24 protein-coding genes and 4 pseudogenes are annotated in these 24135 nt (G+C 63.6%); 15 read left to right on the forward strand and 13 right to left on the reverse strand.

Annotation, left to right across the window (positions count from 1 at the left end; genetic code table 11):
- Window positions 1-72 precede the first annotated feature (72 nt).
- The 5 genes from ACVWY0_RS20780 to merA all read right to left on the reverse strand — a co-directional run bounded on the left by ACVWY0_RS20780 (window position 73) and on the right by merA (window position 4737).
- Window positions 73-801: a DUF427 domain-containing protein gene (locus tag ACVWY0_RS20780; RefSeq protein WP_485838373.1), complete on the reverse strand. Its 729-nt coding sequence runs from the start codon at window positions 799-801 to the stop codon at window positions 73-75.
- Window positions 802-810: 9 nt separating this feature from the next.
- On the reverse strand, window positions 811-1485 hold the full coding sequence (locus tag ACVWY0_RS20785) for a haloacid dehalogenase type II (protein ID WP_485838374.1): 675 nt from the start codon (window positions 1483-1485) through the stop codon (window positions 811-813).
- Window positions 1486-1561: 76 nt separating this feature from the next.
- On the reverse strand, window positions 1562-1888 hold the full coding sequence (trxA, locus tag ACVWY0_RS20790; RefSeq protein ID WP_485838375.1) for a thioredoxin: 327 nt from the start codon (window positions 1886-1888) through the stop codon (window positions 1562-1564).
- Window positions 1885-3249, reverse strand: coding sequence for a dihydrolipoyl dehydrogenase family protein (locus ACVWY0_RS20795; RefSeq protein WP_485838376.1), 1365 nt, complete (start codon window positions 3247-3249; stop codon window positions 1885-1887). Before ACVWY0_RS20795 ends, trxA begins: the two co-directional genes overlap by 4 nt.
- 42 nt (window positions 3250-3291) lie before the next feature.
- Window positions 3292-4737 carry a mercury(II) reductase gene (gene merA / locus ACVWY0_RS20800; protein ID WP_485838377.1) on the reverse strand — a complete coding sequence of 482 codons (1446 nt, stop codon included), beginning with the start codon at window positions 4735-4737 and terminating at the stop codon, window positions 3292-3294.
- Between the two features lie 253 nt (window positions 4738-4990).
- On the opposite strand from merA, the gene ACVWY0_RS20805 reads away from it, so the two are divergent.
- Window positions 4991-5380, forward strand: coding sequence for a heavy metal-responsive transcriptional regulator (locus ACVWY0_RS20805; protein WP_485838393.1), 390 nt, complete (start codon window positions 4991-4993; stop codon window positions 5378-5380).
- 19 nt (window positions 5381-5399) lie between these two features.
- Here the strand turns inward: ACVWY0_RS20805 and ACVWY0_RS20810 are convergent, their stop codons facing one another.
- Window positions 5400-5684, reverse strand: a complete 285-nt coding sequence (locus tag ACVWY0_RS20810; RefSeq protein ID WP_485838378.1) for a DUF427 domain-containing protein — start codon at window positions 5682-5684, stop codon at window positions 5400-5402.
- A 552-nt stretch (window positions 5685-6236) separates the two neighbouring features.
- Between ACVWY0_RS20810 and ACVWY0_RS20815 the strand changes: the two genes are divergently transcribed.
- From ACVWY0_RS20815 to ACVWY0_RS20830, 4 genes are all read left to right on the forward strand, one after another.
- A complete protein-coding gene (locus ACVWY0_RS20815) occupies window positions 6237-6719 on the forward strand; it encodes a thioredoxin domain-containing protein (protein WP_485838379.1) in 483 nt (160 codons plus the stop codon).
- Window positions 6720-6736: 17 nt separating this feature from the next.
- A complete protein-coding gene (locus ACVWY0_RS20820; protein WP_485838380.1) occupies window positions 6737-8371 on the forward strand; it encodes a DUF3179 domain-containing (seleno)protein in 1635 nt (544 codons plus the stop codon).
- A gap of 767 nt (window positions 8372-9138) precedes the next feature.
- Window positions 9139-9327 (forward strand): hypothetical protein, encoded by a 189-nt coding sequence (locus ACVWY0_RS20825; RefSeq protein WP_485838381.1) that lies wholly within the window; start codon window positions 9139-9141, stop codon window positions 9325-9327.
- A gap of 828 nt (window positions 9328-10155) precedes the next feature.
- The gene (locus tag ACVWY0_RS20830) at window positions 10156-11430 is read left to right on the forward strand and encodes an aggregation-promoting factor C-terminal-like domain-containing protein (RefSeq protein WP_485838382.1); all 1275 of its coding nucleotides are present in this window, start codon (window positions 10156-10158) and stop codon (window positions 11428-11430) included.
- Between the two features lie 23 nt (window positions 11431-11453).
- On the opposite strand, the gene ACVWY0_RS20835 is transcribed toward ACVWY0_RS20830, so the two are convergent.
- Complete coding sequence (locus ACVWY0_RS20835; protein ID WP_058932317.1) at window positions 11454-11834, reverse strand: cupin domain-containing protein; 381 nt, start codon at window positions 11832-11834, stop codon at window positions 11454-11456.
- A gap of 138 nt (window positions 11835-11972) precedes the next feature.
- Here ACVWY0_RS20835 and ACVWY0_RS20840 point away from each other — a divergent pair, with 138 nt between their 5' ends.
- The 6 genes and pseudogenes from ACVWY0_RS20840 to ACVWY0_RS20865 form a co-directional block, all read left to right on the forward strand.
- Window positions 11973-12335, forward strand: a complete 363-nt coding sequence (locus ACVWY0_RS20840; RefSeq protein ID WP_485838383.1) for a TraR/DksA family transcriptional regulator — start codon at window positions 11973-11975, stop codon at window positions 12333-12335.
- Window positions 12336-12389: 54 nt separating this feature from the next.
- A complete protein-coding gene (locus tag ACVWY0_RS20845) occupies window positions 12390-12950 on the forward strand; it encodes a DNA alkylation repair protein (protein ID WP_485838384.1) in 561 nt (186 codons plus the stop codon).
- Between the two features lie 53 nt (window positions 12951-13003).
- Complete coding sequence (locus tag ACVWY0_RS20850; protein WP_056340407.1) at window positions 13004-13204, forward strand: DUF1918 domain-containing protein; 201 nt, start codon at window positions 13004-13006, stop codon at window positions 13202-13204.
- Window positions 13205-13258: 54 nt separating this feature from the next.
- On the forward strand, window positions 13259-13783 hold the full coding sequence (locus ACVWY0_RS20855) for an NUDIX domain-containing protein (protein WP_485838385.1): 525 nt from the start codon (window positions 13259-13261) through the stop codon (window positions 13781-13783).
- Window positions 13784-13845: 62 nt separating this feature from the next.
- A complete protein-coding gene (locus ACVWY0_RS20860; RefSeq protein WP_485838386.1) occupies window positions 13846-14514 on the forward strand; it encodes a biliverdin-producing heme oxygenase in 669 nt (222 codons plus the stop codon).
- A gap of 175 nt (window positions 14515-14689) precedes the next feature.
- Window positions 14690-14824, forward strand: a pseudogene (locus ACVWY0_RS20865) (2-oxo acid dehydrogenase subunit E2); the annotation flags it as partial.
- 96 nt (window positions 14825-14920) lie between these two features.
- On the opposite strand, the gene ACVWY0_RS20870 reads toward ACVWY0_RS20865, so the two are convergent.
- Together ACVWY0_RS20870 and ACVWY0_RS20875 are read right to left on the reverse strand one after the other, a co-directional pair.
- Window positions 14921-15073 carry a hypothetical protein gene (locus ACVWY0_RS20870; protein WP_485838394.1) on the reverse strand — a complete coding sequence of 51 codons (153 nt, stop codon included), beginning with the start codon at window positions 15071-15073 and terminating at the stop codon, window positions 14921-14923.
- A 621-nt stretch (window positions 15074-15694) separates the two neighbouring features.
- Complete coding sequence (locus ACVWY0_RS20875; protein ID WP_485838387.1) at window positions 15695-16327, reverse strand: cysteine hydrolase family protein; 633 nt, start codon at window positions 16325-16327, stop codon at window positions 15695-15697.
- Between the two features lie 225 nt (window positions 16328-16552).
- Here ACVWY0_RS20875 and ACVWY0_RS20880 point away from each other — a divergent pair.
- Both ACVWY0_RS20880 and ccsB read left to right on the forward strand, forming a co-directional pair.
- Window positions 16553-17101: pseudogene (locus tag ACVWY0_RS20880) on the forward strand (cytochrome c biogenesis ResB family protein); the annotation flags it as partial.
- A pseudogene (gene ccsB / locus ACVWY0_RS20885) lies at window positions 17098-18238 on the forward strand (c-type cytochrome biogenesis protein CcsB). The pseudogenes ACVWY0_RS20880 and ccsB, both read left to right, overlap by 4 nt.
- Before the next feature lie 183 nt (window positions 18239-18421).
- Here the strand turns inward: ccsB and ACVWY0_RS20890 are convergent.
- A complete protein-coding gene (locus tag ACVWY0_RS20890) occupies window positions 18422-18661 on the reverse strand; it encodes a hypothetical protein (RefSeq protein WP_485838388.1) in 240 nt (79 codons plus the stop codon).
- Window positions 18662-18817: 156 nt separating this feature from the next.
- On the reverse strand, window positions 18818-19054 hold the full coding sequence (locus ACVWY0_RS20895) for a hypothetical protein (RefSeq protein ID WP_485838389.1): 237 nt from the start codon (window positions 19052-19054) through the stop codon (window positions 18818-18820).
- Between the two features lie 220 nt (window positions 19055-19274).
- Here ACVWY0_RS20895 and ACVWY0_RS20900 point away from each other — a divergent pair, with 220 nt between their 5' ends.
- Entirely contained in the window at window positions 19275-19790 is a 516-nt protein-coding gene (locus ACVWY0_RS20900; protein ID WP_485838390.1) for a dihydrofolate reductase family protein, read from the forward strand.
- 1572 nt (window positions 19791-21362) lie between these two features.
- On the forward strand, window positions 21363-22736 hold the full coding sequence (locus tag ACVWY0_RS20905; RefSeq protein WP_485838391.1) for an FAD-binding oxidoreductase: 1374 nt from the start codon (window positions 21363-21365) through the stop codon (window positions 22734-22736).
- Window positions 22737-22876: 140 nt separating this feature from the next.
- Here ACVWY0_RS20905 and ACVWY0_RS20910 read toward each other — a convergent pair.
- A pseudogene (locus ACVWY0_RS20910) lies at window positions 22877-23284 on the reverse strand (transposase); the annotation flags it as partial.
- A gap of 285 nt (window positions 23285-23569) precedes the next feature.
- Complete coding sequence (locus tag ACVWY0_RS20915) at window positions 23570-23872, reverse strand: cupin domain-containing protein (RefSeq protein WP_485838392.1); 303 nt, start codon at window positions 23870-23872, stop codon at window positions 23570-23572.
- Window positions 23873-24135: the final 263 nt, after the last annotated feature.

Consider the following 24135-nt stretch of genomic DNA (forward strand, 5'->3'; position numbering starts at 1 on the left):
CGCCGCCGACGGCACTAAATCAAGACGCCACGGCAAAAACCTGCCTCGTCACCGGCAACGACGCCCCTACCGTCAACCACTGCGACGCCTAACAGTGAGTTGCGTTGCGTCCTGGAGAGGCTGTTCGTAGCTCCATGCGATATTCTCACCGCCGGTTCCGGCACCCTTGACGGACCAGTACGATGCTGTGCCCTTGTAGGGGCAGACCGTGGTGTGCGGGGTGCGCGCCAGCAGCCCGAAGTCGACATCTTCGCGTGGCAGGTAGGTCCGCACGGGAAGCATCGTTTCATAAACGAAGACAGGCCGGACGCAGTCAGCCAGGTTCACCGACCCGTGGGCTACCGTGACCCGACGCGACGAAGCACGCGCATCCACCCGGTGGAACGGGTCCCGCGGGTGGCCTTCGATCACCTCGTCTTCCTCGCACCATTGCTCAAAGGCCCCAAAATCCAGCAGTACATGGCCGGCCAGGTCCGCGTCATGGAACCTGAACCCGGCCGCCTCCAGTTCCAGGTCACCACTTCGCAGGGTCAGCTCCTGGCCTTCGGCGGTATGGCGGGCGAAGCCTGAACGGACATTCCCGCCGGACTGTTTCGGGGCCGTGGGGACCAGCTCCGCAGCGATGTCCGCTTCCGGCACAGCGAACAACGGGGTCCGCTTCCGCGGTTCGAATACCAGGAGAGCTTCCTGGGAATCCACAATGGTCCGGCCCCCGGAGTCCGCTCTGATCCTGCGGGGCGTCGGTTCGTAGCGCAGTTGGTGCGTCAACGCCCTCATTTCAACGCTCAATCGATTAGCCATGGCAGTTCCTCAGCTTCCTTGTTCCAGGGTCGGGACCAGTTCAGGCAGCGTCGCAACAGTGTGATCCGGTGCCTGGAAATAGTCAGGGTAGGACCCGCCTGCGCGGTTGATCCAGGCGGTGGCAAGGCCGGCTCGGGATGCGCCGTGGATGTCCCAGGGGTGGACGGCGACCAGGAGCATCTGCTCCGGCGTGGTTCCGCAGGCAGAGGCTGCGTACTCATACGAAGCTTTGCCTGGTTTCCAGGCCGGGGAGTCCTCCACGGAGAGCAGCATCTCAAAACTGTCCCGGACGCCAGCGTCCGTGAGCAGCTTCTCGGCAACCCGGGTGGAACCGTTGGACAGAGTGATGAGCCGGTAGCCGGCAGCCTGCAGGGCCTTGATGCCATCGGCGACATCCGGGTGCAGCCCCAGACCGGCAAGCCCACTCATGACGTGTTTCACGGCGGACTCGATGTCCCGGGTCAGCTCCATGCTGGTGAACAGGCCGCGCAGGGCTTCGGCGCCGATCCCGGCGAAGGTCTCGTTGTCTCCTGCGGCGGTGAGTGCGAAGCCGTCCCGCAGGAGGGTTGCGAACCACAGCTTTGCCAGGTGGGCTGGTGCGCCGACCTCGACGAACCGTTGCCCCATGGGGGACATGTCCGACAGGGTTTCGTTCACATCGAAAACAATGATTGAGGGTTTCATGCAGGCATCTCCTTCCTCGTGTGTACCGGGGATTGCCGGCCCTTCCAGCAATGCCGGATGGGCAGGACCTGGCCAGTCAGTGCAGGTACTGGGCGAATTCCTTCTCAAGGTATTGCTTCGGCCGGGCTCCGACCACCGCGGATTGCAGGGCGCCGTCTTTGAACAGGTAGATGGCTGGGATGGAGGTGATGCCGAATTCCGCCGCTACCCGGGGGTTTTCATCGATGTTGACCTTGACTACGTGCACTTTTCCGGCGTGCTCGGCCGCGAGCTGGTCCAGGACCGGGGAGACCATCCTGCAGGGCCCGCACCATTCCGCCCAGAAGTCGACGATGACCGGTTTGTCGGATCGCAGGACCTCCTGTTCAAACGTGCTGTCGGTGACATCTTTTGCGCTGCTCATAACATTTCCTTCCGGTATTTGAGTTTGTCGAGGGCCATTTGGAAGGCCTCGCTATAGCTGGGGAACTGGGCCACCTGATCGTGCAGGACCGCTATGGGTATCCGGGCACGGATCGCCAGGGAAGCCTGATGGATCCATTCCCCGGCCAGCGGGGATACGGCCCAGGCCCCGATGAGGACACCCTTCTCGGTGTCGGTAAGCAGTCCGAGGTGTCCACGGGGTTCCTGCTCATAAGTCCAGGGGCGGGCGAGTGATTCGGCCAGGTCCAGTTCGGCGAAGGCGGTTGACAGCCCCTGCTCATCGGCCTGGGCCTGGGTGATTCCCGCGGCTGCTATCTCCGGGTCACCGAAAACCACCCTCGGGATCCCGTCATAGGTGGCTGGCCTGGCGTGGCCAAGGATGGCGTCTGCCACGATGCGGCCCTGGTACTTGGCCACATGGGTGAAGGGCATGACCGCTGTCACATCTCCGATGGCCCATACATTGTCACCGGCACGGCACTGCTCATCGATCACCACAGCGCCCCTCGCGTCAAGCTTCACGCCTGCCGCCTCAAAGCCCAGATCCTTGCTGCGGGGCTTGCGGCCTGTTGCGAAAATGGCGACGTCGGTGCTGACCGATGTGCCGTCGTCGAGCTCCAGGGCACTGCTGTTCCCCTCCCGCCGGGTGCGGACTGCGCGGCTGCCGAGCCGCACCTCCACGCCGGCCTCTTCGAGGTAGAGCCGCGCCAGTTCCCCGACGCGGGGCTCCTCGCGTTCCATGAGGCTCGTACCGCGGTGCACCAGGGTGACGGTTACGCCGAAGCGGGCCAGGAAGGTAGCGGTTTCGATGCCCACCGCGCTGCCGCCGATGACCACCGCCTGCTTGGGCAGGGCGGTGGCCGTGAACGTTTCCCTGTTGGTCCAAACGGTGACGTTCCCTGCCCCTTCGAGCTCGGGGACGACAGCCTCTGCGCCGGTAGCGATGATGATGTGATCAGCGTGGATGGTCCTGCCCTCGGCCTGCAGGGTGCCTGGTCCGGTGATTCTGGCCTCGGCTTTGATGACGGTGGCGCCCTGCCCTCTGTAGCCATCGACCTGCGCTTTGTCGTCGAGGTGGCGGATCATGTAGTCCCGGTAGTCACTGGCCGCGGCCCAGTCCAGTGCGGCTCCAGTGACGCCGGCCGCCCGGGTAGCTGCCGTTCTGGCCTCTGGTGGCCGCAGGAGTGTTTTGGAGGGCACGCAGGCCCAGTAGGCGCATTCGCCGCCGATCAGTTCGCGTTCTATCACGGCGACCTTTTTGCCGGCCTTCAGAAGCCGGCTTGCTGCCACTTCACCCCCTGGGCCCATGCCCAGGACGGCCGCATCAAAGTGTTGCTCCATCAGTTTCTCCCTTTCACGGTCTGGGGCGTCGGCTGAGTGCGGTCATGTTGCGCAGCAGGAGAGCCGGGAAATGTCGGTGGTATAGGACTGTGCGGCGATTTTGATGCCCTCGGCCATGGTCAGGTAGGGGCTCCACAGGTTGGCGACCTGGTCAACGGTCATTCCTGCTTCCAGGATGTAGACCCCTGCCGCGGCAATGTCGCCGGCCTCTTTCCCGACCGCTGTGAGTCCGAGGATCCTGCCGGTCCCGTTCTCGGCCACGAGCTTGATGAATCCCCGGGTGTCCCGGTTGACCAGCGCGCGCGGAACGTACTCCAGCGGCAGAACGCGGCATTCGCAGCTGATGCCCGCGCGGTTTGCCTCCTTGTCGGTCAGCCCGACGGCGGCCATGGCGGGGCTGGTGAAGGCCACCCGAGGAAGGTGGCGGTAGTCAACTTCGCGGCCGGCGTTGCTGAAGGCATTCTCCATGGCAATGGCACCGTGGGCGGATGCGACGTAGACGAACTCGCGGTGCCCGGTCACATCGCCGGCGGCCCAGATCCGGGGGTTGGTGCTGGCCATCGTGTTCTGCACGAGGACTTCACCCCGGTCCCCGGTTTTCACACCGACAGTGTCCAGGTTCAGCCCTTCGGTAACGGCGCGCCGCCCGGTGGCCATCAGCAGTTGAGCGGCTTTGAATTCCTCCTGGCCGCCGGCGATATCCGCTACCGCCGTCACGCCGCCGGTCGCCGCGTCGCGGCCGACGGAGGCCAGGCTGGCCCGGCGGATCACCCGGATGCCTTCATCAGCGAAAACGCTCATCAGTGCCAGCGAGACTTCGGGTTCTTCCGCCGAAGCCAGCCGGGAGCGGACCAGCACGGTCACCCGCGATCCCAGGCGCGCGAACAGCTGGGCCTGCTCCATCGCTACGTAGCCCCCGCCGACCACCAGCAGCGATTCCGGGACCTCTTCCAGCTCCATCGCGGTGGTGGAGGTCAGATAGTCTGTGTCGCCAAGGCCGGGGACCGGGGGAGTCCACGGCGCTGAGCCGGTGGCCACCAGATAGTGGGCCGCGGTCACTGACTCCCGCTCGCCGTCGGACGAGGTGATTTCCAGCGCAGGGTCCTCCGGCGTCCCGGCGAACGCCGCATCCCCGTGCCTGAAGTCCCAGCCGTAATCGGCGATCAGATCGACGTACTTCTCTGCGCGCATCCCTTCCACCAGGGCCCGCTTACCGCCGATCAGGGCCGGCATGTCCACCGGCCCGGCGGCGGCACTGATGCCCGGGAACCTGCCGCCGGCATCAACAGCCACGTGGCGGGCCTCGGCTGCAGCGAGCAGCGCCTTGGAGGGAACGCATCCGGTGTTCACGCAGGTCCCGCCGGTTGTTGACCGCTCGACCATCAGGACACTCTTGCCCAGGCTGGTGGCCCGGATGGCAGCGGCGAACGCGGCCCCGCCTGAGCCGATGATCGCCAGATCAAAGTCAAAACGTTGTGTAGCAGACATGAAACCTCCGGTAATGGCAGCGAACTTGGGTACTGGGTTGGGCGGCGGCTCCTGGTGGACCCGCCGGCTGTCCTTCCCCTGTCCCAGCCTGTACCTTCCCCCGTGGGGGAAGGTCAAGGGAACTAGATGCCTCGGTGATCCCTGTGTAGGGTCTCCTGAGGCACCAGCGGCAACCTTTACCTATACTGGAACCATAGAATGCGGGGTCCACTGAAAGTCCCACGGCACAAGGTGCCGGGAAATGAGGTCAGTGATGCTTATCGGTGAAGTTGCCAAAGCCGCAGGGATGACGCCCAAGACCCTTCGGTTCTATGAAGAGCAGAGCCTGCTCCCTCCTGCGCAACGGGGCTCCAATGGTTATCGGCAGTACGGCGATGACAGCGTTGCCCGGCTCGATTTCATTGCCCGGGGCAGGGCCGCGGGACTGTCAGTGAGCCAGATCCGGAGCATCCTTGCCGTCAGGGAGCCGGACAACGCTCCCTGTACCCATGTCCGTGAGATCCTGGCGGGCCAATTAGCCGAGCTCGACCTGAAAATCGCGGAACTGACAGCCCTGCGGGAAGGTGTGGCCGCCTCCTACAAGGCCGTCGCAGCCGGTGACCCGGCAACGTGCGATCAGTCCAGAGTGTGCAGCTACCTCTGACCATCCCTGCCCCCTCGCATCATGCTTCAATCGTCACGCCCCGCCAAAAGGCGATGCGGTCCTTGATCGGCATAGCCCGCTTTTTGGGTTCGCTGTAGAACCAGGCTGCATCCACGTTGACCTGGCCGTCGACTTCCAGTGTGTGATAGTTGGCCTGCCCCTTCCACGGGCACACAGAGTACATGTCACTGTCTTTGAGATAACGCGGATTCACCGCTTCACGGGGAAAATAATGGTTGCCCTCGACCATCACTGTGTCCTCGGACTCGGCAATGACTTTCCCGTTCCAAATAGCCCTGACCATATGCTTTACCTTCCACCGTTTCTGATTGATCCGGACGCGGCGAGTACAACGTCCATATCACCCGGTACATCGCATTCCTTTGAGTTGTTGGAACGGAATTCCGATGCAGCCAAATGATGCTTGTTCTGTAGCCCACGATAGGCGGACAGAAATCCGGCTTCTGCGATCTCGAACACACACCACCTGCCCCGGCCGTTGAACTTACTGCATCCCGGGTATTGTCCAGTCGATGACGGGGTGGTAGCTAGCCGGAGTTCCCGTTGGTGTTACAACATCACCGGGAAGACGCCGGCCGGCGCGGCTGACTCACCTGCGTGCCCGGTCGTGCCCGGTCGTGCCCGGCACGGTTGAGCTCGGCCGAGCCGTTGACGGTGTGGGTGGCATCCAGATCCATGGACTGCGCTGCCAGCTGCTGTTTCGGCTGGGATATTCCACAGCTGGGAACTATGAGCGGCGGGCCCGCTCCGGGCATCCCGTTCAAAGCAAAGCGTTCAGTGTTCCTGAACACAGAACTCAGCTGTCCCTGGTTGTTACATTGAGTTGAGGAAGGCATTGAGTAACTCACTCGTTGCCGGAGAAGGTGCAGCCATGAAGATGCCCTCAGCGGCCTTAGTACTCGCCGGAGTGTTCGTTGTGGCGGGGGCAGCATTCTTTGCCCAGTCCGTGAGCGACCCCTTGGGGAGAACCGATGGTGCCGGGCAGAGTTCTTCGTCGCTCGCCGCGTCATCGGCCTACCGCGAGTACTCTCCTGAGGCTGTTTCGTCCGCGTCCGATGGCGACAAAGTCGTTCTGTTCTTCCACGCCCAGTGGTGCGTTACCTGCAAGCTGCTCTCTGATGACATCTCCGCCAACATCGACCGGATACCGCGGGACGTGCGAATCCTTGTAGTCGATTTCGATAGAGAGACCGCGCTGAAGCAGCGGTACGGGGTCATGCAGCAGCACACCTTGGTGCAGCTCACCCCTGACGGGGGCCTGGTTGGGAAATGGAACCTGAGCCGCACGCTCGACGATCTGCTCAGCAGAATTTCCTGAGCAGAGGCGGTTGAACCATGGAACTCTTGCCGATCGCGTTTCTCGCCGGAGTCCTGACCGTCCTTTCTCCCTGCGTGCTGCCGCTTCTCCCGGTCGTGCTCGCGGGCTCAGCGGTTGAACCGAGCCGACGCGCCTCCTTTCTCATAATCGGCAGCCTTGCCCTCTCAGTGGTTCTCTTCACGCTCCTGATCAAGGCCACCACTGTTCTGCTGGGTGTTCCCAGCGGTGTTTGGCTGGCTATTTCCGGTGCTCTCGTCGCCTTCGTCGGGGCGACGTTGGCCTTCCCCGCTGGCTGGGAGTGGCTGTCCGGGCGCCTGCGCTTCCAGGAGGCTGCCGGGACCCTCGCGCACCGTTCCGGTAAGCAAGAGGGGGCGGCCAGGAGTATTCTGCTGGGCTTCTCCCTCGGACCGGTCTTCACCAGTTGCAGCCCTACCTACGGCTTGATTCTCGCCGTCGTCCTGCCCGCCAGCCTGGTGATGGGGATTGCGGATATCGTCGCCTACACTCTCGGGCTGAGCGTGGTCATGCTCTTGGCAGCACTGGGCGGGCGTAAAATCACCAAGCGACTTGGATGGGCCACCGATCCGGACGGAAAATTCCGGCGGGGCTTGGGCGTCGTCCTGCTCATCGTCGGACTGCTGATTGCGTCCGGTCAGGTAAGGAAAATCGAATCATGGCTGATCGACCGCGGCTTGCTGGGAAGCGTCGTTCTCGAGCAGGGGATCCTCGATTCAATCAACGAGCCGCCGCCTGAATCAGGTGTTGATATTCCGAACTTTCTGCGTCAGTCATTTCCGCGCACGGACTGGTCCCGGGCCGATCCGGCCATCGCAGATGCCCTGGGTGGCGGACCGTCCAAGGACGGCATCCCTGCGATCGACGAACCACACTTCGTTCCGATCTCCAGCTTCGCGCATCCGGACAGCGTACAGGCGCTCGTCATCGACGGCAGCAGCGGGGTGAAGGCGTACCCCTACAACATCCTGATCTGGCATGAAATTGTGAATGACACCGTTGATGACGTACCCGTTGCCGTGACCTTCTGCCCGCTCTGCGGGAGCGCGGTTGTTTTCGAGCGGGTTCTTCCCGACGGCGAGATTTCCACCTTCGGGGTGAGCGGGGGTCTGCTTGAGAGCAACATGATCATGTTCGACCGCACGAGCGAAACGCTGTGGCAGCAAAGCACCGGCCAGGCCCTCGCCGGCAAGCATTTCGGTCATCGGCTGCCACTGCACAAATTCCAACTGTTGACCGTCGGCGAAACTAAGGCGCAGTTTCCTGCTGCACTGATCCTGAGCGACAGCACGGGCTATGTACGCGACTACTCACGTAATCCCTACGCCGGCTATGAGGAGAGCGAGGGCTTCTACTTTTCCCCCAGTGTGACCGACAAGCGGTATCCCGCCAAGGACATCTTCGTCGCCTTCACCCTCAACGGCGCTCCAGTAGCCGTGCCCTGGCTTGCTTTGGAGAACGGCCGGACCTATTCACATACTGTCGACGGGCACAGCGTCACCCTCAGCAAAGCGGACAACAAACTGGCCGTTACCGGCCCGGACGGATCAGACATTCCTTTCTACTTTGAGATGTGGTTCAGCTGGGCAGTCCAGCACAAGGACGCCGGGGTGGTGTTCGACCCGCGAGGACAATAGCCGGCCGCTTCCCGGGACCCTTCATGCCGGATCTGTTATTAGCGTGGGCACATCTGACACTGCCGATGGCCTGGAAGAACAGCGAGGGCGGCCGCCGAGGCTGATAATTGAATCGCTGGTCGCCTCCATCACTACGACCGTGACGTGCTGTTCTTCCAGAAACCTCCGTAACTCCAGGATCTGGTTTGTGGTGGATCCCCAGGTGGTGACTGTCGAGGTGAACTGGCCCAGACGCTTGCCCGGGACTCTGATACATACTTTTGCGTCGCGTTTGGATATATCCATCCCGACGGACCGCTCATGGACGATGTCCATTGCCGTGGCACTTTCTGAAATTGAAGGGATATGGGCATGTGACTGCCGCGGAGAGGGCAGGGAGTAATACAGGAATCTAGCACCCGTGCTCGAAGCAACAATCCACGGTTCCCGTGGAAGCCCTCCACACCACGCTGAAAAACGGGCTCAACTACGGCACCAAGAAGTCACGGCGTTCACCGCAGCAGACGTTAACATCATGCAGCCGTCCCCGCCGTCAAGCTACAGCCGGTAAGCCGGCCGACCCCTATTTTCGACCCCCACGGCGCGGCAGCGCCCCTGGACCGCTGAAAATGACAAAATCCCATACAGACACTGGGCTCTCAGATTCGCGTATACCCCGCCCGCAAAAAAGCCCGGCGGGGTGGCTCAACCGCTACAGTTGCACCAATGACCGCGCACATCATCGGCTATGCCCGATATGTGGGCATGGGACACGTCCAGCCTCGTTGATGTCTCGTGCCGAACCTGAGGTGACAGCTGTTCGTGACGACGGCATCATCGATTTCACCCACCACCATCTGATGAACTCAACGAATGCTTTGCAGCTTGTTGCCTTCGGTGCAGTTGGAGCGCAAGGGGAGGACCTCCTCGTGCTGTGCTGCCAGTCTGGAAAGCGCCGTGGATTTGAAGCCTTCTAGCTCACGGACTTGGGTTGTCATCTCTGCAAGTTTTAGTTGCAGCCGGTCCTTTTCGGATCGCAGCTTGTGGTGGCTCTCGACTCGGGGATCGAAACTCGGAGCGGCTTCGTGAAGTAGCGAACGTTGCTTTTCGAACTCGGCTTTAAGGTGCGGATAAGTCCGATACATGGTCGCGCGCGGCTCGTATTCGGTCTTCTATTTGAACGCGGTCTGCACTCACGTGGCTGTCTCCTGGGCGGTTGTTGCTTTTTCGATATCTGCCAGGACCCGGTTGGCCCTGTCGAGTGTTGCCTGGGCACAGCCTCGTTCAGGTTTGGACAGGCGCGGATTTCCCAGAAGACAGTCTTGGTCGACTCGGCGTGGTTCGCCCAGGCTTCGCGGTGGGTGTCGTGGTGCGTCGCCTGCGGGCAGCGTCCCGAATCGCAGAGCCCGATGAGCGGTTCTTTGGCATCGGGTGTCTCGGCCGGGTCGGAGATACCCGGCCGGTAGCGCCGCCGCACGGGACGGAGCGATACCGACTTAACCCCAAGGCTTCGAAAAGCCGTGGAAACGTGGTTCCCCCGTCCCTGCCAGCTGGAAAGCGACTGGATCCCGGTCAGCGGCAGGGCTCGGCATACTGGCGGGAATGGTCCGGCTTGAGCCGGGCCACCGCTCGACCATAACTTCTGCTCGGCGGCAATGTCACATTCCGGTAACGGAATGTAGGAGTGAAATTCACTCGTGTGTCAGCGCGGATTCTCTACTCCCTGGTAACGATGTTGCAGGTCAACCCCCGTAATCCGTATATGCCCGGTAAGCTCACCAACTATGTCCCGGATTGTTCAAAAAATGCGGTTGCCCGCTCTCGCCGGCCTGCTGGCGGTCGCCCTGGTGGGGTCGGCTGCGCTGCTTCCCTCGCATGCTGCCGACGACGCGCCGCCCGGCGGGTATCCCTCGTGGCAGGACGTGCAGAACGCCAAAAAAAGCGAGGCCGGCAAAGCGGCAGAAGTCACCAGGATCAACGGGCTGCTGGGCGGACTCCAGACTGAAGCAGAGGCGCTGGGCAATGCGGCCGTGACGTCCGCCGCGGAGTACGCCAAGGCCGAAGCGGCACTTCAGGCCGCCACTTCCACTGTGGACGCACTCACGGCCCAGACGGCACGCGCCGCGGCCGAACTGGGACAGTACAAGAAGGAAATCGGTGCCCTGGCGGCCCAGTCGTACAAGACCGGTGGAACCAACATGGGTTTCTTCGTTGCCCTCGACGCCGTGCAGAACAACAGCATCCAAGGCCTGAACATAGTCCAGATCGTCAGCGATAAGACTGCCGCCCTGGTCAACAAATCCGCAGCCGCCGAACGCATTTCCCGTGCCCTGGCCGATCAGGAGCAGGCGGCCAGGGCCGAGCGCGAGCGCCTGTCCGGCGAAGCCAGAACCAAGCTCGACGCCGCCCAATCCGCCCAGCAGGCCATGTCCCGGCAGATCGCGGAGCAACAGGAGCACGGACAGGAACTGACCGCGCAGCTGGCCTCCCTCAAGGGCACCACGGCTGCGGTGGAGGGGGAGTTCCGGCAGGGCCAGGTGGCGTTGGCCGCGTACGAAACGGCGCAGGCCGCCAAGCGGGCCGCCGCGCAGGAACAGGCACGCCAACAGGCGGAGGCGGCAGCCAAGGCGGCTGCCCTTGCCGCTGCGCAGAAACCGGCTCCGGCCCCACCTGCTGTACCGGGCGTGCCCGCCCCGGCTCCCGTCCCAAGCCCGACGCCGGTCCCGCCGCCCGTCGTCGTGGTCGCGCCTTCCGTTCCAGGAGGAGCTGTCAACGACCCTGCCGGCGCCAAGAACTACGCAGCCGGGCAGCTCGGCGCCTACGGCTGGGGCCAGGACCAGTTTCCGTGCCTGGCGTCGCTGTGGACCAAGGAGTCGAACTGGCTGACCACCGCCACCAACCCGTACTCGGGCGCATACGGCATCGCCCAGTCGCTGCCGGCCAGCAAGTATGCCAGCGCTGGCAGCGACTGGCTCACGAGCTACCGGACCCAGGTCAATTGGGGCCTGTCCTATATCGCTGACCGCTACGGGTCACCGTGCGGCGCGTGGAACCATTCCGTGGCCAACAACTGGTACTGACCTGCCGGGGGAGGGCAGCCGGGTCACGTTCCCGGGGGCTTGGCGAATTCCGCGGCGCTGAAGAATTCAATGCCGACGAAGGCTTCGTCGCCGTCCACCCAGGCGTCATGCCCGGGTGGAATGGTGTACGAATCGCCGGCGCTGATGCTGATCCGGTTGCCACCGGTGGTCTCGACGTTGAGGGCACCGGAAACGCAGTATCCGACGTGGTTGTTCTGGCAGGACTCGGTCTGGACCACCGGCTTGATGCAGTCCGACCAGCGCCAGCCGGGACTGAACGTCAACCGGCCGACCGTGTAGTCGCCCAGGTTGACGACATCCACTTCGGTTTTCTCCGGCCGGCGCTTCTCATCCGGTGTGTTGTGGGACTTGACTGCCAGTTCTGTGACGATGTTTGTAGGCATGACACGCAGACTTTCTCTGTTGGTCTGTGTCCGGCAGCTTTCTGTCCCTGGCTGCCAGACCGCATCTGAAGCGCTTACGCTTGCCAGCATCCTCCCGCCGGCGGCGCTTGTCGAGACCCAAACCACTAGGCTTTTCCCATGCCCGATTTTGAACGGTTCCGGGTCCTGCTGGAAGAAGAGCGCGCCCGGAAACTCGAGCTGCTCCCCGCGCTCCGTGCGGACATCTCCTCGGCGAACGCCGCACGCCAGGATTCCAACGTGGATGACGAACACGACCCCGAGGGTTCCACCATTGCGTTCGAGCTGTCGCAGGCCTCGGCGCTCCTGAAGCAGAGCAGTGCGGGACTTGACCAGGTGGATGCGGCCCTGGCACGGATTGCGGCGGGCACCTACGGTATATGCGCCGTGTGCGGGGATCCCATTGCGGAGGGGCGGCTCGAAGCCCGTCCGTCGACGCCGTTCTGCATACTTCACGCCGCGGCCGGCCGGCAGGGACGGTAACGGCGACGTGGACCCAGATGCCATGACTTCAAGTGCCGTGACCGGGAGGGTGCTGTGAGCGGGCGCGTGCAGGAGGTTGCCGGCTTCATCGACGCCACCCTGCAGAATGAGGGCTCCTGGTACCGGGCGGAAGACCTGGAGTCCCGGGTTGGCGGGGCACTGGGATCCTACGGATCGTCGGTGGGAGCCGTACGCGGCACCGTCCGCGACGCCGGCACGAAGTTCAAGGACCTGGGCCACGATGAGGTGACCGCTTTGGCATCCCTCCTCTGGGGCCGGCCCGGTCCCGGCAGGCGGCCGGTCTATGAGAGGCGGCTCGCCGCCGTGGTGCTGCTGCAGTCCCGGGTGGCCCTCCTCCGCCACTCTGACCTGACCCGGCTGGAGGGCTTCATCAGAACCGCTCAGACCGGTGAGCTCGTGGATCCCCTGATTGCCGACGTTGTGGTTCCGTTGCTGCAGGGTCTGGGCGAAAGCGGCCGCCAGCGCGCCGACGTCGTCATCACCCGCTGGCACCAGGACCCCGACGATGCGCTGCGCCACGCTGCCCGGCTCATCGCGTCTCAGGGACCTGACCTGCAGCGCATTTCCGGGAACCGCGACGCGGAACGCGACTGACCCCTGTTCCCCGGTCCCCGTCAGTCGTACTCTGGGGCTTGGAGGTGATTGCCATGGAGGCAGCGCAGGGCGACAGGATTATCGTCCGGGGGAGGACCGTCGGATCTTCGGACCGGCACGGCGTGATCGTGGAAGTCCGTGGTCAGGAAGGTCATCCGCCCTACCTGGTCAGGTTCGACGACGGACACGAAACCGTTATGTACCCGGGCGGTGATTTCGCCGTCGAACGCGGTCACGCGGGACAGGCCGGCTGACGCGCCGCGGGCGGCCGCGCGTCCGGGCCCCCGGGCACCTGTCAGACTGGTGAAATGGATCACTCCTTGGCTGCCACGTCCCCTGACGCGAACCTCACGATTCCGCCGGTCCGGACCGGTCCGCGGGACCCCGGTGACGCCTGGGTGGAGGGCGGCCGCGGCAAGTTCTGGGGCAGGTTCGGTGCCGCCGGCGTGCTGGCTTATGACCCCGGCAAGGGCGTTCTCCTGCAGCACCGCGCGCTGTGGAGCCATATCGGTGGTACCTGGGGACTGCCCGGCGGAGCATTGCACCAGGGCGAGGACGCAGTCACCGGGGCCCTCCGCGAGGCGCACGAGGAAGCCGCGGTACCGGCCGCGGATGTGAGCGTCCTCTTCACGTCTGTGCTGGACTTCGGCTACTGGTCCTACACCACCGTTGTAGTGCTGGTGACCGCGCCTTTTGAGCCCGTAATCAGCGATCCGGAAAGCCTCGAACTCCAGTGGGTTCGGTTGGATGAGGTCGACGCGAAGGAGCTCCATCCCGGTTTCGCAACATCGTGGCCGGACCTGCGGGCGCGCATGCTGGAGGGACGAGATTAGGGTTGCCTAAGTGCGGTGCGCCATAATGGTGTTCCGACCCCCTGCTGCGCGTGAGGAAGAACATGACCGCCCCGCTCTCCGTGTTGCTCAAACAGTCCACCAGTGCGGCCCACGAAGAGGCTGAGTCGTCCCCGTTTATGGGCGACCTTCTCGAGGGCAGGCTGGACGCAACCGCCGTCGCTGCCCTCACTGCCCAGCTGTACACGGTGTACGGTGCCATGGAATCGGTGGCGCGGTCCGAGTACGGGTCTGATCCGCTGCTGGCAGGGTTCCTGGACCCCGCCCTGGAACGCATGGCTGCCCTCGAGGCGGACATGGCGTTCCATTACGGTGCCGGCTGGCGGGACCGGCTGGCGGACGGCCGGATTGTCACCGTCCCGGCCACCACGGCCTACGCCACCCTGATCCGCGTACATCACAGCGCCGAGTTTATGCTCGCCAACCACTACGTCCGGCTGCTTGGGGACCTGTCCGGCGGGCAGATCATCCACCGCCTGGTCCAGCGGCACTACGGAATCCCGGACGACGGCCTGAACTTTTACCTCTTTCCCGGCATCGGGAAAATGAGGCAGTACAAGGACGGCTACCGGCTCCGGCTGGACGCGCTGGCGCTGGACACGGACCGGACCGAGGCGGTGCTTGCCCACGCCGCCCATGCCTTCCGGCTCAACGGCGACATCTTTGCGGACCTGCAGCTCGCCGTCGGGGCCCGTCCGCAGCCTGCGGCCTGACCCATGGACCAGTTCCTGGATCTGCCTTTCGGCGTGGCGGCGGCCAGCCTGTTTGCCATTGTTATGTTGCGCGTGAATGCGACGTACTGGATGGGGTGGCTTGTGAAAAAGTGAAATATCCGACGCTAAGGTTTTGCCGAGGGGGCTGCCCCGGGTTTGCTTGACACCTAAACCTTCAGCAGTCCCGGACCGCGGGCTCATGGTCCCGACGGTGCGCAACGCGGACAAGCTCAGCGCCCGCGAACTGGACGCGGAGATCGGCCGTCTCACCGCCGTCGTCCGCGAAGGAAAGGCGACCCCGGCGGAACTGCGGCTGCCGCGGCGACGTCAACAACCTCGGACTCGATGCTGGCCTGGGGGACGCCGCCGCGCGAGGGGGAGTAGGGCTGGACGTCCTTGGTGCAAATCAACCGAAGAACTCGTCGAAAGCGTGGCTGTCGCGGATGAAGGCCGAGAACGTCTTGATCCGGCCGTCGTCGTCGAGGGTCATGATCTCGAGGCCGTCCTGGTCGAAGACTTTGTCGCCCTTCGTGTGGTGGTAGTGAACGACGGCGATCATGTGGCGGTGTTCGCCGTGAACGCGCAGGGTGTGCCTTCTGTTGCGAAATGGGTCTATCTTCACTAGCGCGTGTCTGACGGCTGATCGGAGCCGGAACATCACGATGCCTTGCACGACGATTGCGGCGCGGTTGCTGGCGCGCTTTCGTAGCGGGTGGCGACGCCTCGCCAGCTCCTGAGTCGATTGGGGCCCTGGGGGCGGATGGCGCGGCCTCGTGTGGATCCTCGACGCCCTGTTCGGCCGGGCTCAGCCGGAAAACGGTGTACCAGTACTTGCGACGCCACCCTGCGGTACCGCCATTCCCAACTGTGAATTAGCCGCCATTCCCAACCAAGAGTCACACATAACCCGTTACTTATTCTACGTGTTGCAAAGGATAGCTATTAGTTCAATGTGACCGGGGCCCGCGAAGTCGTTGGTGGCGTCACTCGCTCTACGTGGCTGGCTTCGTGGTGGCAGCGTCCGTTTGCGCAGTGGGGTGTGCTTGGGGGTCGAGGACCACTGCGCGGAAAAGTAGCGCTAAGCATCAAAATGACCAAGTTGGAGCGGCTTTCCCTTACCGCGATGGGAAGTTCGCTTGAAAGGGAAGGGCGTTGACGCGCAACTCTCTATACGCAGGCGTCACGAGCGAGCGACTGCGTGGGCGAATGCCTTGAGCCCGACAACCTCACCGACGATGGGCAGAATCAGTGTGAGGGCGAAGGCATGCATCTCGTCGGTGATGCTCTCGCAGCAGTCCCCCAGCACCACGACGCGGTAGCCACGGTCCGAGGCGTCTCGGGCCGTCCCCTCGGCGGCGAAATTCGTGATGATGCCAGCGATCACAACTGTCGAGACGTCGTGTAGCCGCAGCAACCGGTCGAGGTCCGTCCCGGCGAACCCGCTCACCGCGCGCTTGCGGACGATCAGTTCGCCGGAGGCGGGCATAAGCGGCTGGAAGAACTCGGTCCCCCAACTGCCCTCGATTGATCGCCCGGCCGACTTTGCATCCGCTTGCCAAGGCGCGTGTGGGTTGATGTCGGGGTGGCCTTCACGCCAAGCGTTCTGGACGTGAACGACGCGGATCCCCGCTTCCCGCGCGGCTGCGAGCGCCTCGGCCGTGCGCCCCAACGCGGGCGCGACACGCTCGACCAAACTGGGATCGACCGACGCCCAGTACCCGTCGGGGTGGACGTTGTAGTTCTGATAGTCCAGGAGGACGAGCGCAGTCCGACCGAGATCGAACTCGAGGGTTCCGTCGGGCGACTGGGTCACATCCCAATGTTGCCCGACGCTCGCTGTTTGCGCCAGCCCCTACGTCCGGGTGAGTTGAGGCCAATGGCTCATAGCAAGTCCGTTTAATTCGTAGGGCGAGAATCAGGATCAGCAACAATGTCTACTCCACAATTTCCCGGGTGCGGGAAGATGGGTCCGTGACTAATTCTGGCCCGTGCCGTGGTCCGACCCCTCGAAGGTCGTTTACGATGGCGCAAGAACCCCGAAGGCGTCGCCTACAGCTTCGACCCGGACCGGCTGAACCCGCAGCTGAACCTGAACTCCTACTACGGCGACCTCGGCCTGGACAAGGGCGTGCCCCAGAACGTCTACAACCTGGACGTGAAAAACCTCACCCAGCTCAACGGCCGTGACCTGGCCGCGGGCGGGATCACCCTCACCCCTGGAGGCACGTACACGCTGCCTGACGGTAAGGGATCCATCAGCTTCGACGGGCTCAGGCGCTACATCGGCGTGGACATCCGGAGCACCCCGGGTCAAACCGGCGTCCTGATCTTCGCCTTACTCGCCGTCGCCGGGCTAATGGTTTCGCTCTACGTCAGCCGCCGCCGCGTCTGGGTCCGCACCGGCACCCACCACGACGGCCGCACCATGGTGGAATACGGTCTCCTGGCCCGCGGCGAAGACCACCGGCTCGCCACCGAGGCCGCAGCCATCCGCGAAGTCCTCAGCCGTCAGTGGATGCCGGGTGTTTCACCCGGTGATCCCGCCACCACCGGCACCCTCCCTTTCTCCAGCATGAAGGACCAGTGACGTTCCCCCTCAACGAAACCCTGGGCCAGTACAGCGAGCTGTTCATGCTTCTGGCCGCCGGTACCTATACCGTGGCCTTTATCGCGTTCGCCTGGGACCTGGCCAGGAGCAGCAAAGCCCTGAAAGCGGTGGACATCAAGGCCGCGGAGCTCGCCGGGCAGGTGACCACAACCGAGGCCGCGCGCGTACCCGTCGGCGTCGGCGCGCGGGCCGCCGGAGGAGACGTTGACCGCGCCGATGCGCATGTCAGCGGACCTGTGCGCTGAGCGTCCGACGTCGGCCGTCTCCGGCCGTGGCGCCGCGGCAGGGCCGGTCCAGACCGCCGACGCCGGCATGCGCTACGGCTGCGAGCGTCGTGCCCCCGCCCGGGTGGCCGTCGCGCTGACCGTCCTGGGCGCCGTGATCCATGCGGCGGCCGTGACCACCCGCGCGTTCGGTGCGGGCCGGGTGCCGTGGGGCAACATGTACGAATTCCTCACCACCGGTGCCTTCGTGGCGGTTGCGGTGTTCCTGCTGGTGCTGATCCGCCGCGACCTGCGGTTCCTGGGCACGTTCGTGATCGGTCTGGCCATCATCATGCTCGTGGCCGCGTCCGTGGCCTACTGGACGCCGGTCGGGCACCTGGTGCCCGCGCTGCAGAGCTACTGGCTGATCATACACGTCTCCATCGCGGTGATCTCCTCGGCCTTGTTCACGCTGACGTTCGCCATGTCCGCCCTGCAGCTGGTCCAGGCGCACCGGCAGAAGACCATTGCTGGAGGGGGCGGGGACAAGCTGGGCTTCATGCGCCTGGTTCCGTCCGCGCTGAGCCTGGAAAATCTGTCCTACCGGATCAACGCCATCGCTTTCGTCGGCTGGACGTTCACGCTCATGTTCGGCGCCATTTGGGCCGAGAAGGCCTGGGGCCGCTTCTGGGGCTGGGACACCAAGGAAGTCTGGACCTTCGTGATCTGGGTGGTTTACGCCGGCTACCTGCACGCCCGTGCGACCCGGGGCTGGACCGGAACCCGCGCCGCCTGGCTGTCAACCGTCGGCTACCTCTGCGTGGTCTTCAACTTCGCCATCGTGAACCAGTTCTTCAACGGCCTGCACTCCTACTCGGGGCTTGAGGACCAATGCTCTGGAAAGTCACGCTAAGCAGTTTGAGGGTTGAGGAACGCGAAGAAGTGCGATCACGCGGAGCCACCACCAGCCACCGCGCCAGCCCTCGGACGCGACCGTGGCGGCCCCAGCCTCGGCCTCTAAACGGTTCTGGCCCGGCTGTTTGGAACAGCCGGGCCAGAAGCATTAGTTCAGTTGCACTTATCTGTACCGGGAGAATCAGCCGCTGTGGTCGGCTCGGTAAGCCTTGAGGGCATCGTCCCGGATCCACTTTCTGATGAGGAAGAAGTCCAAAACGCAGGACGCGGCGAGGGTCGTCCAGGAAGACCATATAGGTGCGTAGCCAGCAAAGACCAATGCCATGACTGCAAGGACCAGGGCACCAGAGGCATAGTTGTAGATGCGTCGCCCAGGAGTGGCTCCCAGCGCGTCTTGCCGCTCACGAATGTAGTTCAGCATTGACTTCCATTAGGGAATTTAGCGGCACTATCCGCCAGTGTATCGGAACGCCATAGCGCCGATGAGGGCATCATCAATTTCCAGCTCGCCCAGCCGGCGCAGCCTGGGGACCAGGTCCTCCATCGCCGCAGCCAGCAGACGTCCGCACGGCGTGCCCTACACCGCCCACAGGAACCGCAGTGCGGTCACGACCGCCTCTCCGTAAACCGGCGGACGGGGCGGGCGCGGTTTGACGACTTTGAGCACCAGTGCCTGCCGCAGCGCCCTGCGGGCGTGGTCGCGATGCCAGCCTGTCGAGGCGCATAACTCATCCAGGATGATCTTCTTGTCCGCCCGGCCGGCTCTCGCATACCGGGCCGCCGTTGCCTTGGTGAAAACCTTGCGTTCACTCATCGTCAGCTCCATAGCCTCACAGTGCCGGGCCAGCGGATACCGGCCCGGCAGACACACCGCTACGCGGACATTCTCAAATGATTCTTCGAATGCTGCTACGCGGGCATCTTCTATGAGTCAACGCGTGCTGTTGACAGATCTCTCGCGATGGGCCACTACGTTCGTGGGTTCGCAGGCTTGTGCGGCAGGCGGGATGTGTTCGTAAGCACGAGGAGGTCCGGTGGGCGTCACGTTGTGGATGGCGGTATCGCTCAACGGTATGTCCGCGCGCGACGACGGATCCGAGGACTTCCTGTCAGGCACCGACTGGGAGCTCTTCTTGGACTTGGTGCGTGCATCCGACGGCCTCGTGTGGGGACGTGTGACGCACGAGCTGTTCGAGGAGGCGGTCCGCCCCCATGCGCCCGAGTTGCCTATCGTTGCCGTGACCCGTGACACCGGACTCGCGATGCGGTCCGGGAGCATGCGCGCCTCATCGGCGGCCGAGGCGGTCGAGAAGCTGCGCGCCGAGGGAGCGACATCGATCCTGTTGGCCGGCGGCTCCCAGTTGAATGGCGCCTTCCTGCGGAGTGGTCTCGTCGACGAGGTTGTGCTCGGGATCGAGCCGGTCATCGTCGCGCAAGGCCTCCCGCTGGTGCGGGGCGACGCCCCTGACCTACCCCTCCAGCTTGTCGACGTGCAGCAGGTCGAGGGGCGCACGCTGCGAGTGCGGTACCTGGTCGAGCGCGCGACCTGACCGGCTGGCGGGTCCGTAGGGTCCGCCTCGACACCCCACCAGCGCCGGGGCAACCACGCGGAACTCACAGTCAGCCACAGCGCCACCGGGTTCGGATACGCACTGATCGTCGACGGCGTCAGCGGCCGAGTCCCGGACAGCAGTTCATGAGATGCAAGGATCCTGCATCAGATGTAGATGGTGCGCGAAACCGCAGGTCGGGACACCAATGGCCACTCGGCAGCGAACTGACGGACCGCCACTCACGTCACCGATTCATGCTTGCATCTAGCGTACGAATCGTACGTTAGATGTAATTTCCGACATTATTTGTCGGCTGTCCAGTGCAAATGGTCGCGGTGACCTCCGGTTACGTCGTTGGGGTCGGGGCTATAGCTCACACACGGCTGTGGTCCGCCGCCGATATTCGGTGGGCGGCCCCTTCGCCGGTGGTCGCCTCCGGTGCGGGGTGGAGCTGAAGAGGTGGGCTGGTGTTCCTCTGCAATGCTCGGGATCAGTGACTGAAGGGTCCCCTTCCGCGGTCCGCAGGCCAGCCCCCTCCAGCCGGCGCGAAGCACTTCTTTGATTTCAACCACGCTGACCTTCCTGAATCCCATCCCCACAGACCTCCGCGTCAAACGACACGGACGCGATGATCCAACAGGCCGTAGCGGGCCTCCCCGGCAAGGCGCGCCGGGTGGTCCTATGACTGGCTACACAGGTGGTCCCATGCGGGTGGCAAAAAACGGGCTACGACAGGCCCATGCTCCTGGCCGGCGACACGCGTTGGCACGGACGCACTCTTGATGCCCGGCACCGGGCCCGGGGACGGTGTGAGAACCGGATCAAAACCCTGAAGAACACCGGGCTCGGGAAGCTGCCCTCAGTTATCTTGAGTCGGGTTCGTTATCGGCGGACGATGGACTGCGCTGCTAACGGCGCTATCGCCGCCGAAACTAACTTCGTACGATCCCACACAACGTCCGGCATCGTCAACGTGCCGAACTCAGCGATGCGCACAGATTCGGCGTCCACCCCGCTACCTCCTTCTTGTGCAGAGGAGTACGAACAAAAGCGATATTAGTGCAGAGGAGTACGAAAAAACCAGTGTTCACACTCGCCTGCACAACCCTGAAAACTCAAGGGCTGTTGTGCAGACGACTTCGAAAAATGACAACCCTTCAAACATGCCCTGGAGTGTCTCGCGAACGATTGTTACCGGACACCGTGAATTCTTCGCGTCTGATATTTCACTTTTTCACAAGCCACCCCCAGTACCCCGTGTTGCTGGAAGTCGACGACGCCATGGAAGCCGTCAGCGCCGTCGTCGAACCCCTGCTGGAGTCCGGGAAAGCCAGGCTCCGAGGCGCCGAAACGCTGGTCGTCAGCGACTAGCTGCCTTCCGGGCCTTGGACCCCGGCGGAGGCATCAGCGAGCGATCCCGTTTCGTCAACACGCGAGACTAGCGCAGAAGTCCCTTGACACGGGTACTCCGTAGGTGAATTCTTACGACGTAATCGTTGGTCGCCATGCCCGCTGGGAACGGTAATGACGGTCATCGTCCGGACTCAAGATCGAATGGTGGCAAGCGAAATGAATGGAACGGCACTCGAGGCACTGCGTGAACAGCTTCGCGGGCAGCTCATCACTCCCGAAGATCCGGATTATGAATCTGCCCGGGCAGTCTACAACGGCATGATCGACAAGAGGCCCGCCGGCGTCGTCCGCGTGGCGCAGGTGGCAGACGTCATTGCCGCCGTGAACTTCGCACGGGACAACTCCATGCCTTTGGCCATCCGGGGCGGCGGCCACAGCGCCCCGGGCTTCGGTACCTGGGACGACGCACTCGTGATCGACTTCGTGAACCGGACCGGAGTCCGCGTTGACCCCGAAGCAGGCACGGCGAGGGCCGAGGCCGGGACGACCTGGGCGGACTTCAACCACGCCACGCACGCCTTTGGCCTGGCCGCCCCCGGCGGCATCGTGGGCTCCACCGGAATAGCCGGCCTGACGTTGGGGGGAGGTATCGGCTACCTCGCCCGCAAGCACGGTCTGTCCTGCGACAATCTGCTCTCGGCCGATGTGGTCACGGCCGACGGCAAGTTCCTGACCGCCAGCGAAGACCGGAACGAGGACCTCTTCTGGGCGTTGAGGGGCGGTGGTGGCAACTTCGGTGTCGTCACTTCGCTTGAATACCAACTGCATCCCGTTGACATGGTCCATGTAGGCATCGTCATTTACTCCGCAGAGCATATCGAAACGGTTGCGAAGTTCTACCGCGACTACATGGACTCGGCTCCGGAGGAATTCGGCGCCTTCCTTGGTTTCCATCAAGGTCCACCGGTACCGTTCCTTCCCGAGGAATGGCACTTCAAGCCCGTGTGCGTGGTCGTGGGGATGTGGACTGGGGACATGGCTGAGGGCGAATCACGGTGGCAACCGTTCCTGGACGTCGCGCCCGTGGCCGGATCGCTCATCACCCCGATGCCGTATCCGGCGCTGAACGTGGCCTTCGACGCGCTCAATCCCAAAGGCATGCAGGGGTACTGGAAAGCCAACTTCCTGCCCGATCTAAACGATGGCGCCATCGGCGCGCACGCCGAATTCGGTGCCACGGTCACCAGCGTCAACACTGCCGTCCACGTCTACCCGATAGATGGCGCCGTCGCCCGCGTCGGGGCGGACGAGACTGCCTTCGCGAACCGGGGGATGAAGTTCTCGCCAGTCATCGCCGCACAATGGACGGATCCGGCCGACAACGAGGCCAACATCCGCTGGGTCAAGGACTACGCAGCGGCCTTGGCTCCGCACTCAGCGCCCGGCGGCTACATCAACTTCATGGACGGGGACGACCAATCCAGGATCTCGGAAAATTACGGCGGGAACTACGCGCGGCTAGCCTCGATCAAGGCCAAGTATGATCCGCAGAACCTTTTCCACGTGAACCAAAACATCAAGCCACAGTGACCAGACGCAAATGCACCGTGACCGGTCTGAGCTCCGCGGCAGCCCAGTCCCCAGCTTGGGCTCTCACGAAAAAGAAGATGGCCGGCGGATGGTGCGCAGGGGCGTAGGCGGGTACCTATCGGCCCACCCTTGGACCGGGGTCAGCCAGCCTGTGATGCGGGTTCGATAGTGACCGTGAAACCCATGGCTTCGAGCTGGTTGATGGCGTGTGTGCGCGTTTTAGCCGGCTGCAGCCGGGTGAAGTAGTTGGGTCCTGGGTCCTTGTAGAGTTCGCCGGTCCTGAGCATGTTCCATACCGCGGTAAGAATTGCATGTTCGACGGCAACGAGGGCTTTCATGGGCCCCCGCCTGGCGGCAATGCGCCGGTATTCAGCGCCGAAGTACGTCTTCTTCGATCTTGACCCGGCAAGCACCGCTATCCCGAGGGCGCCCTTGAGATACGGGTTGCCGGCTCTGGTCTTGCTGGATTTGATGCGCCCGGCCGATTCATTGTTGCCCGGTGCGGTACCGGCCCAGGATGCCAGGTGCCCGCAGGAGGCGTGGAGACTCTGGGACAGGGTGCAATTTCACGTTAGCGTTGGATATTCGACTAATTCACAAGCCACCCCCTACCGGACCTGGAAGAGCCCTCACCGACGAGTCGCGGCTCGTACCCTCAGCGACGCCGAGGTCGTCGACGTGGTGCGGGAGCTGGCCTGGCAGCCGTGCCCGAAGACCGGGCGCCGTACAGCACTCTGCCGGACGTCACTGGGGCACGCAGCGCACAGTGCGCGACTCGATGGCGGGAAGCACATTGCGTCGGCTCACGCAAGCAGTTCCACCGATCCAGACGCTCAGTCCTTGAGTTCGAAGATGATCGCGACGATCTCGCGGTCACCGATGTTCTCTACCGAGTGCGTCCATGGTTCATGCTCCATGACCATCCCGTCGGGGATGTCCAACTCCATCGCTTCTCCGTCGACGCGGATCACTGCCTTGCTGCCCTTGATGAAGTACACGAACTCATTCGGATGGGAATGTTCGTTGTCCCGGGCGCCTGGGGGAAGCCGCATCTCGATCATCCGCGCCCGCTGGCCGTCCTGTAGCAACTTGTAGTGCTCCGCGGCTGCATTGATGGGGTCGATGTAAGCGGTCATAGTCACACTCCTCGGGTGTCAAAAGTGAGCGCTCGGGCGTTTGCCGACCAGTCGAGTAACCAGGGGGCGCCTGGTGCCCACCGGTCTAGATATACGTCTCGCGCGTCCGGTCCATGGTGGACCATTGCCACCCCCCAGACTGCGCTTCGCTATTGGCTTTGTCCATAGCCCGCGTTGACTCATCAAAGATGCCCGCGTAGCTGCTATCGAAGAATCATTTGGTAATGCCCGCGTAGCGGCGCGTCTGCTGGGGTGGTATCCGC

The sequence above is a fragment of the Arthrobacter sp. UYNi723 genome, assembly GCF_054057635.1.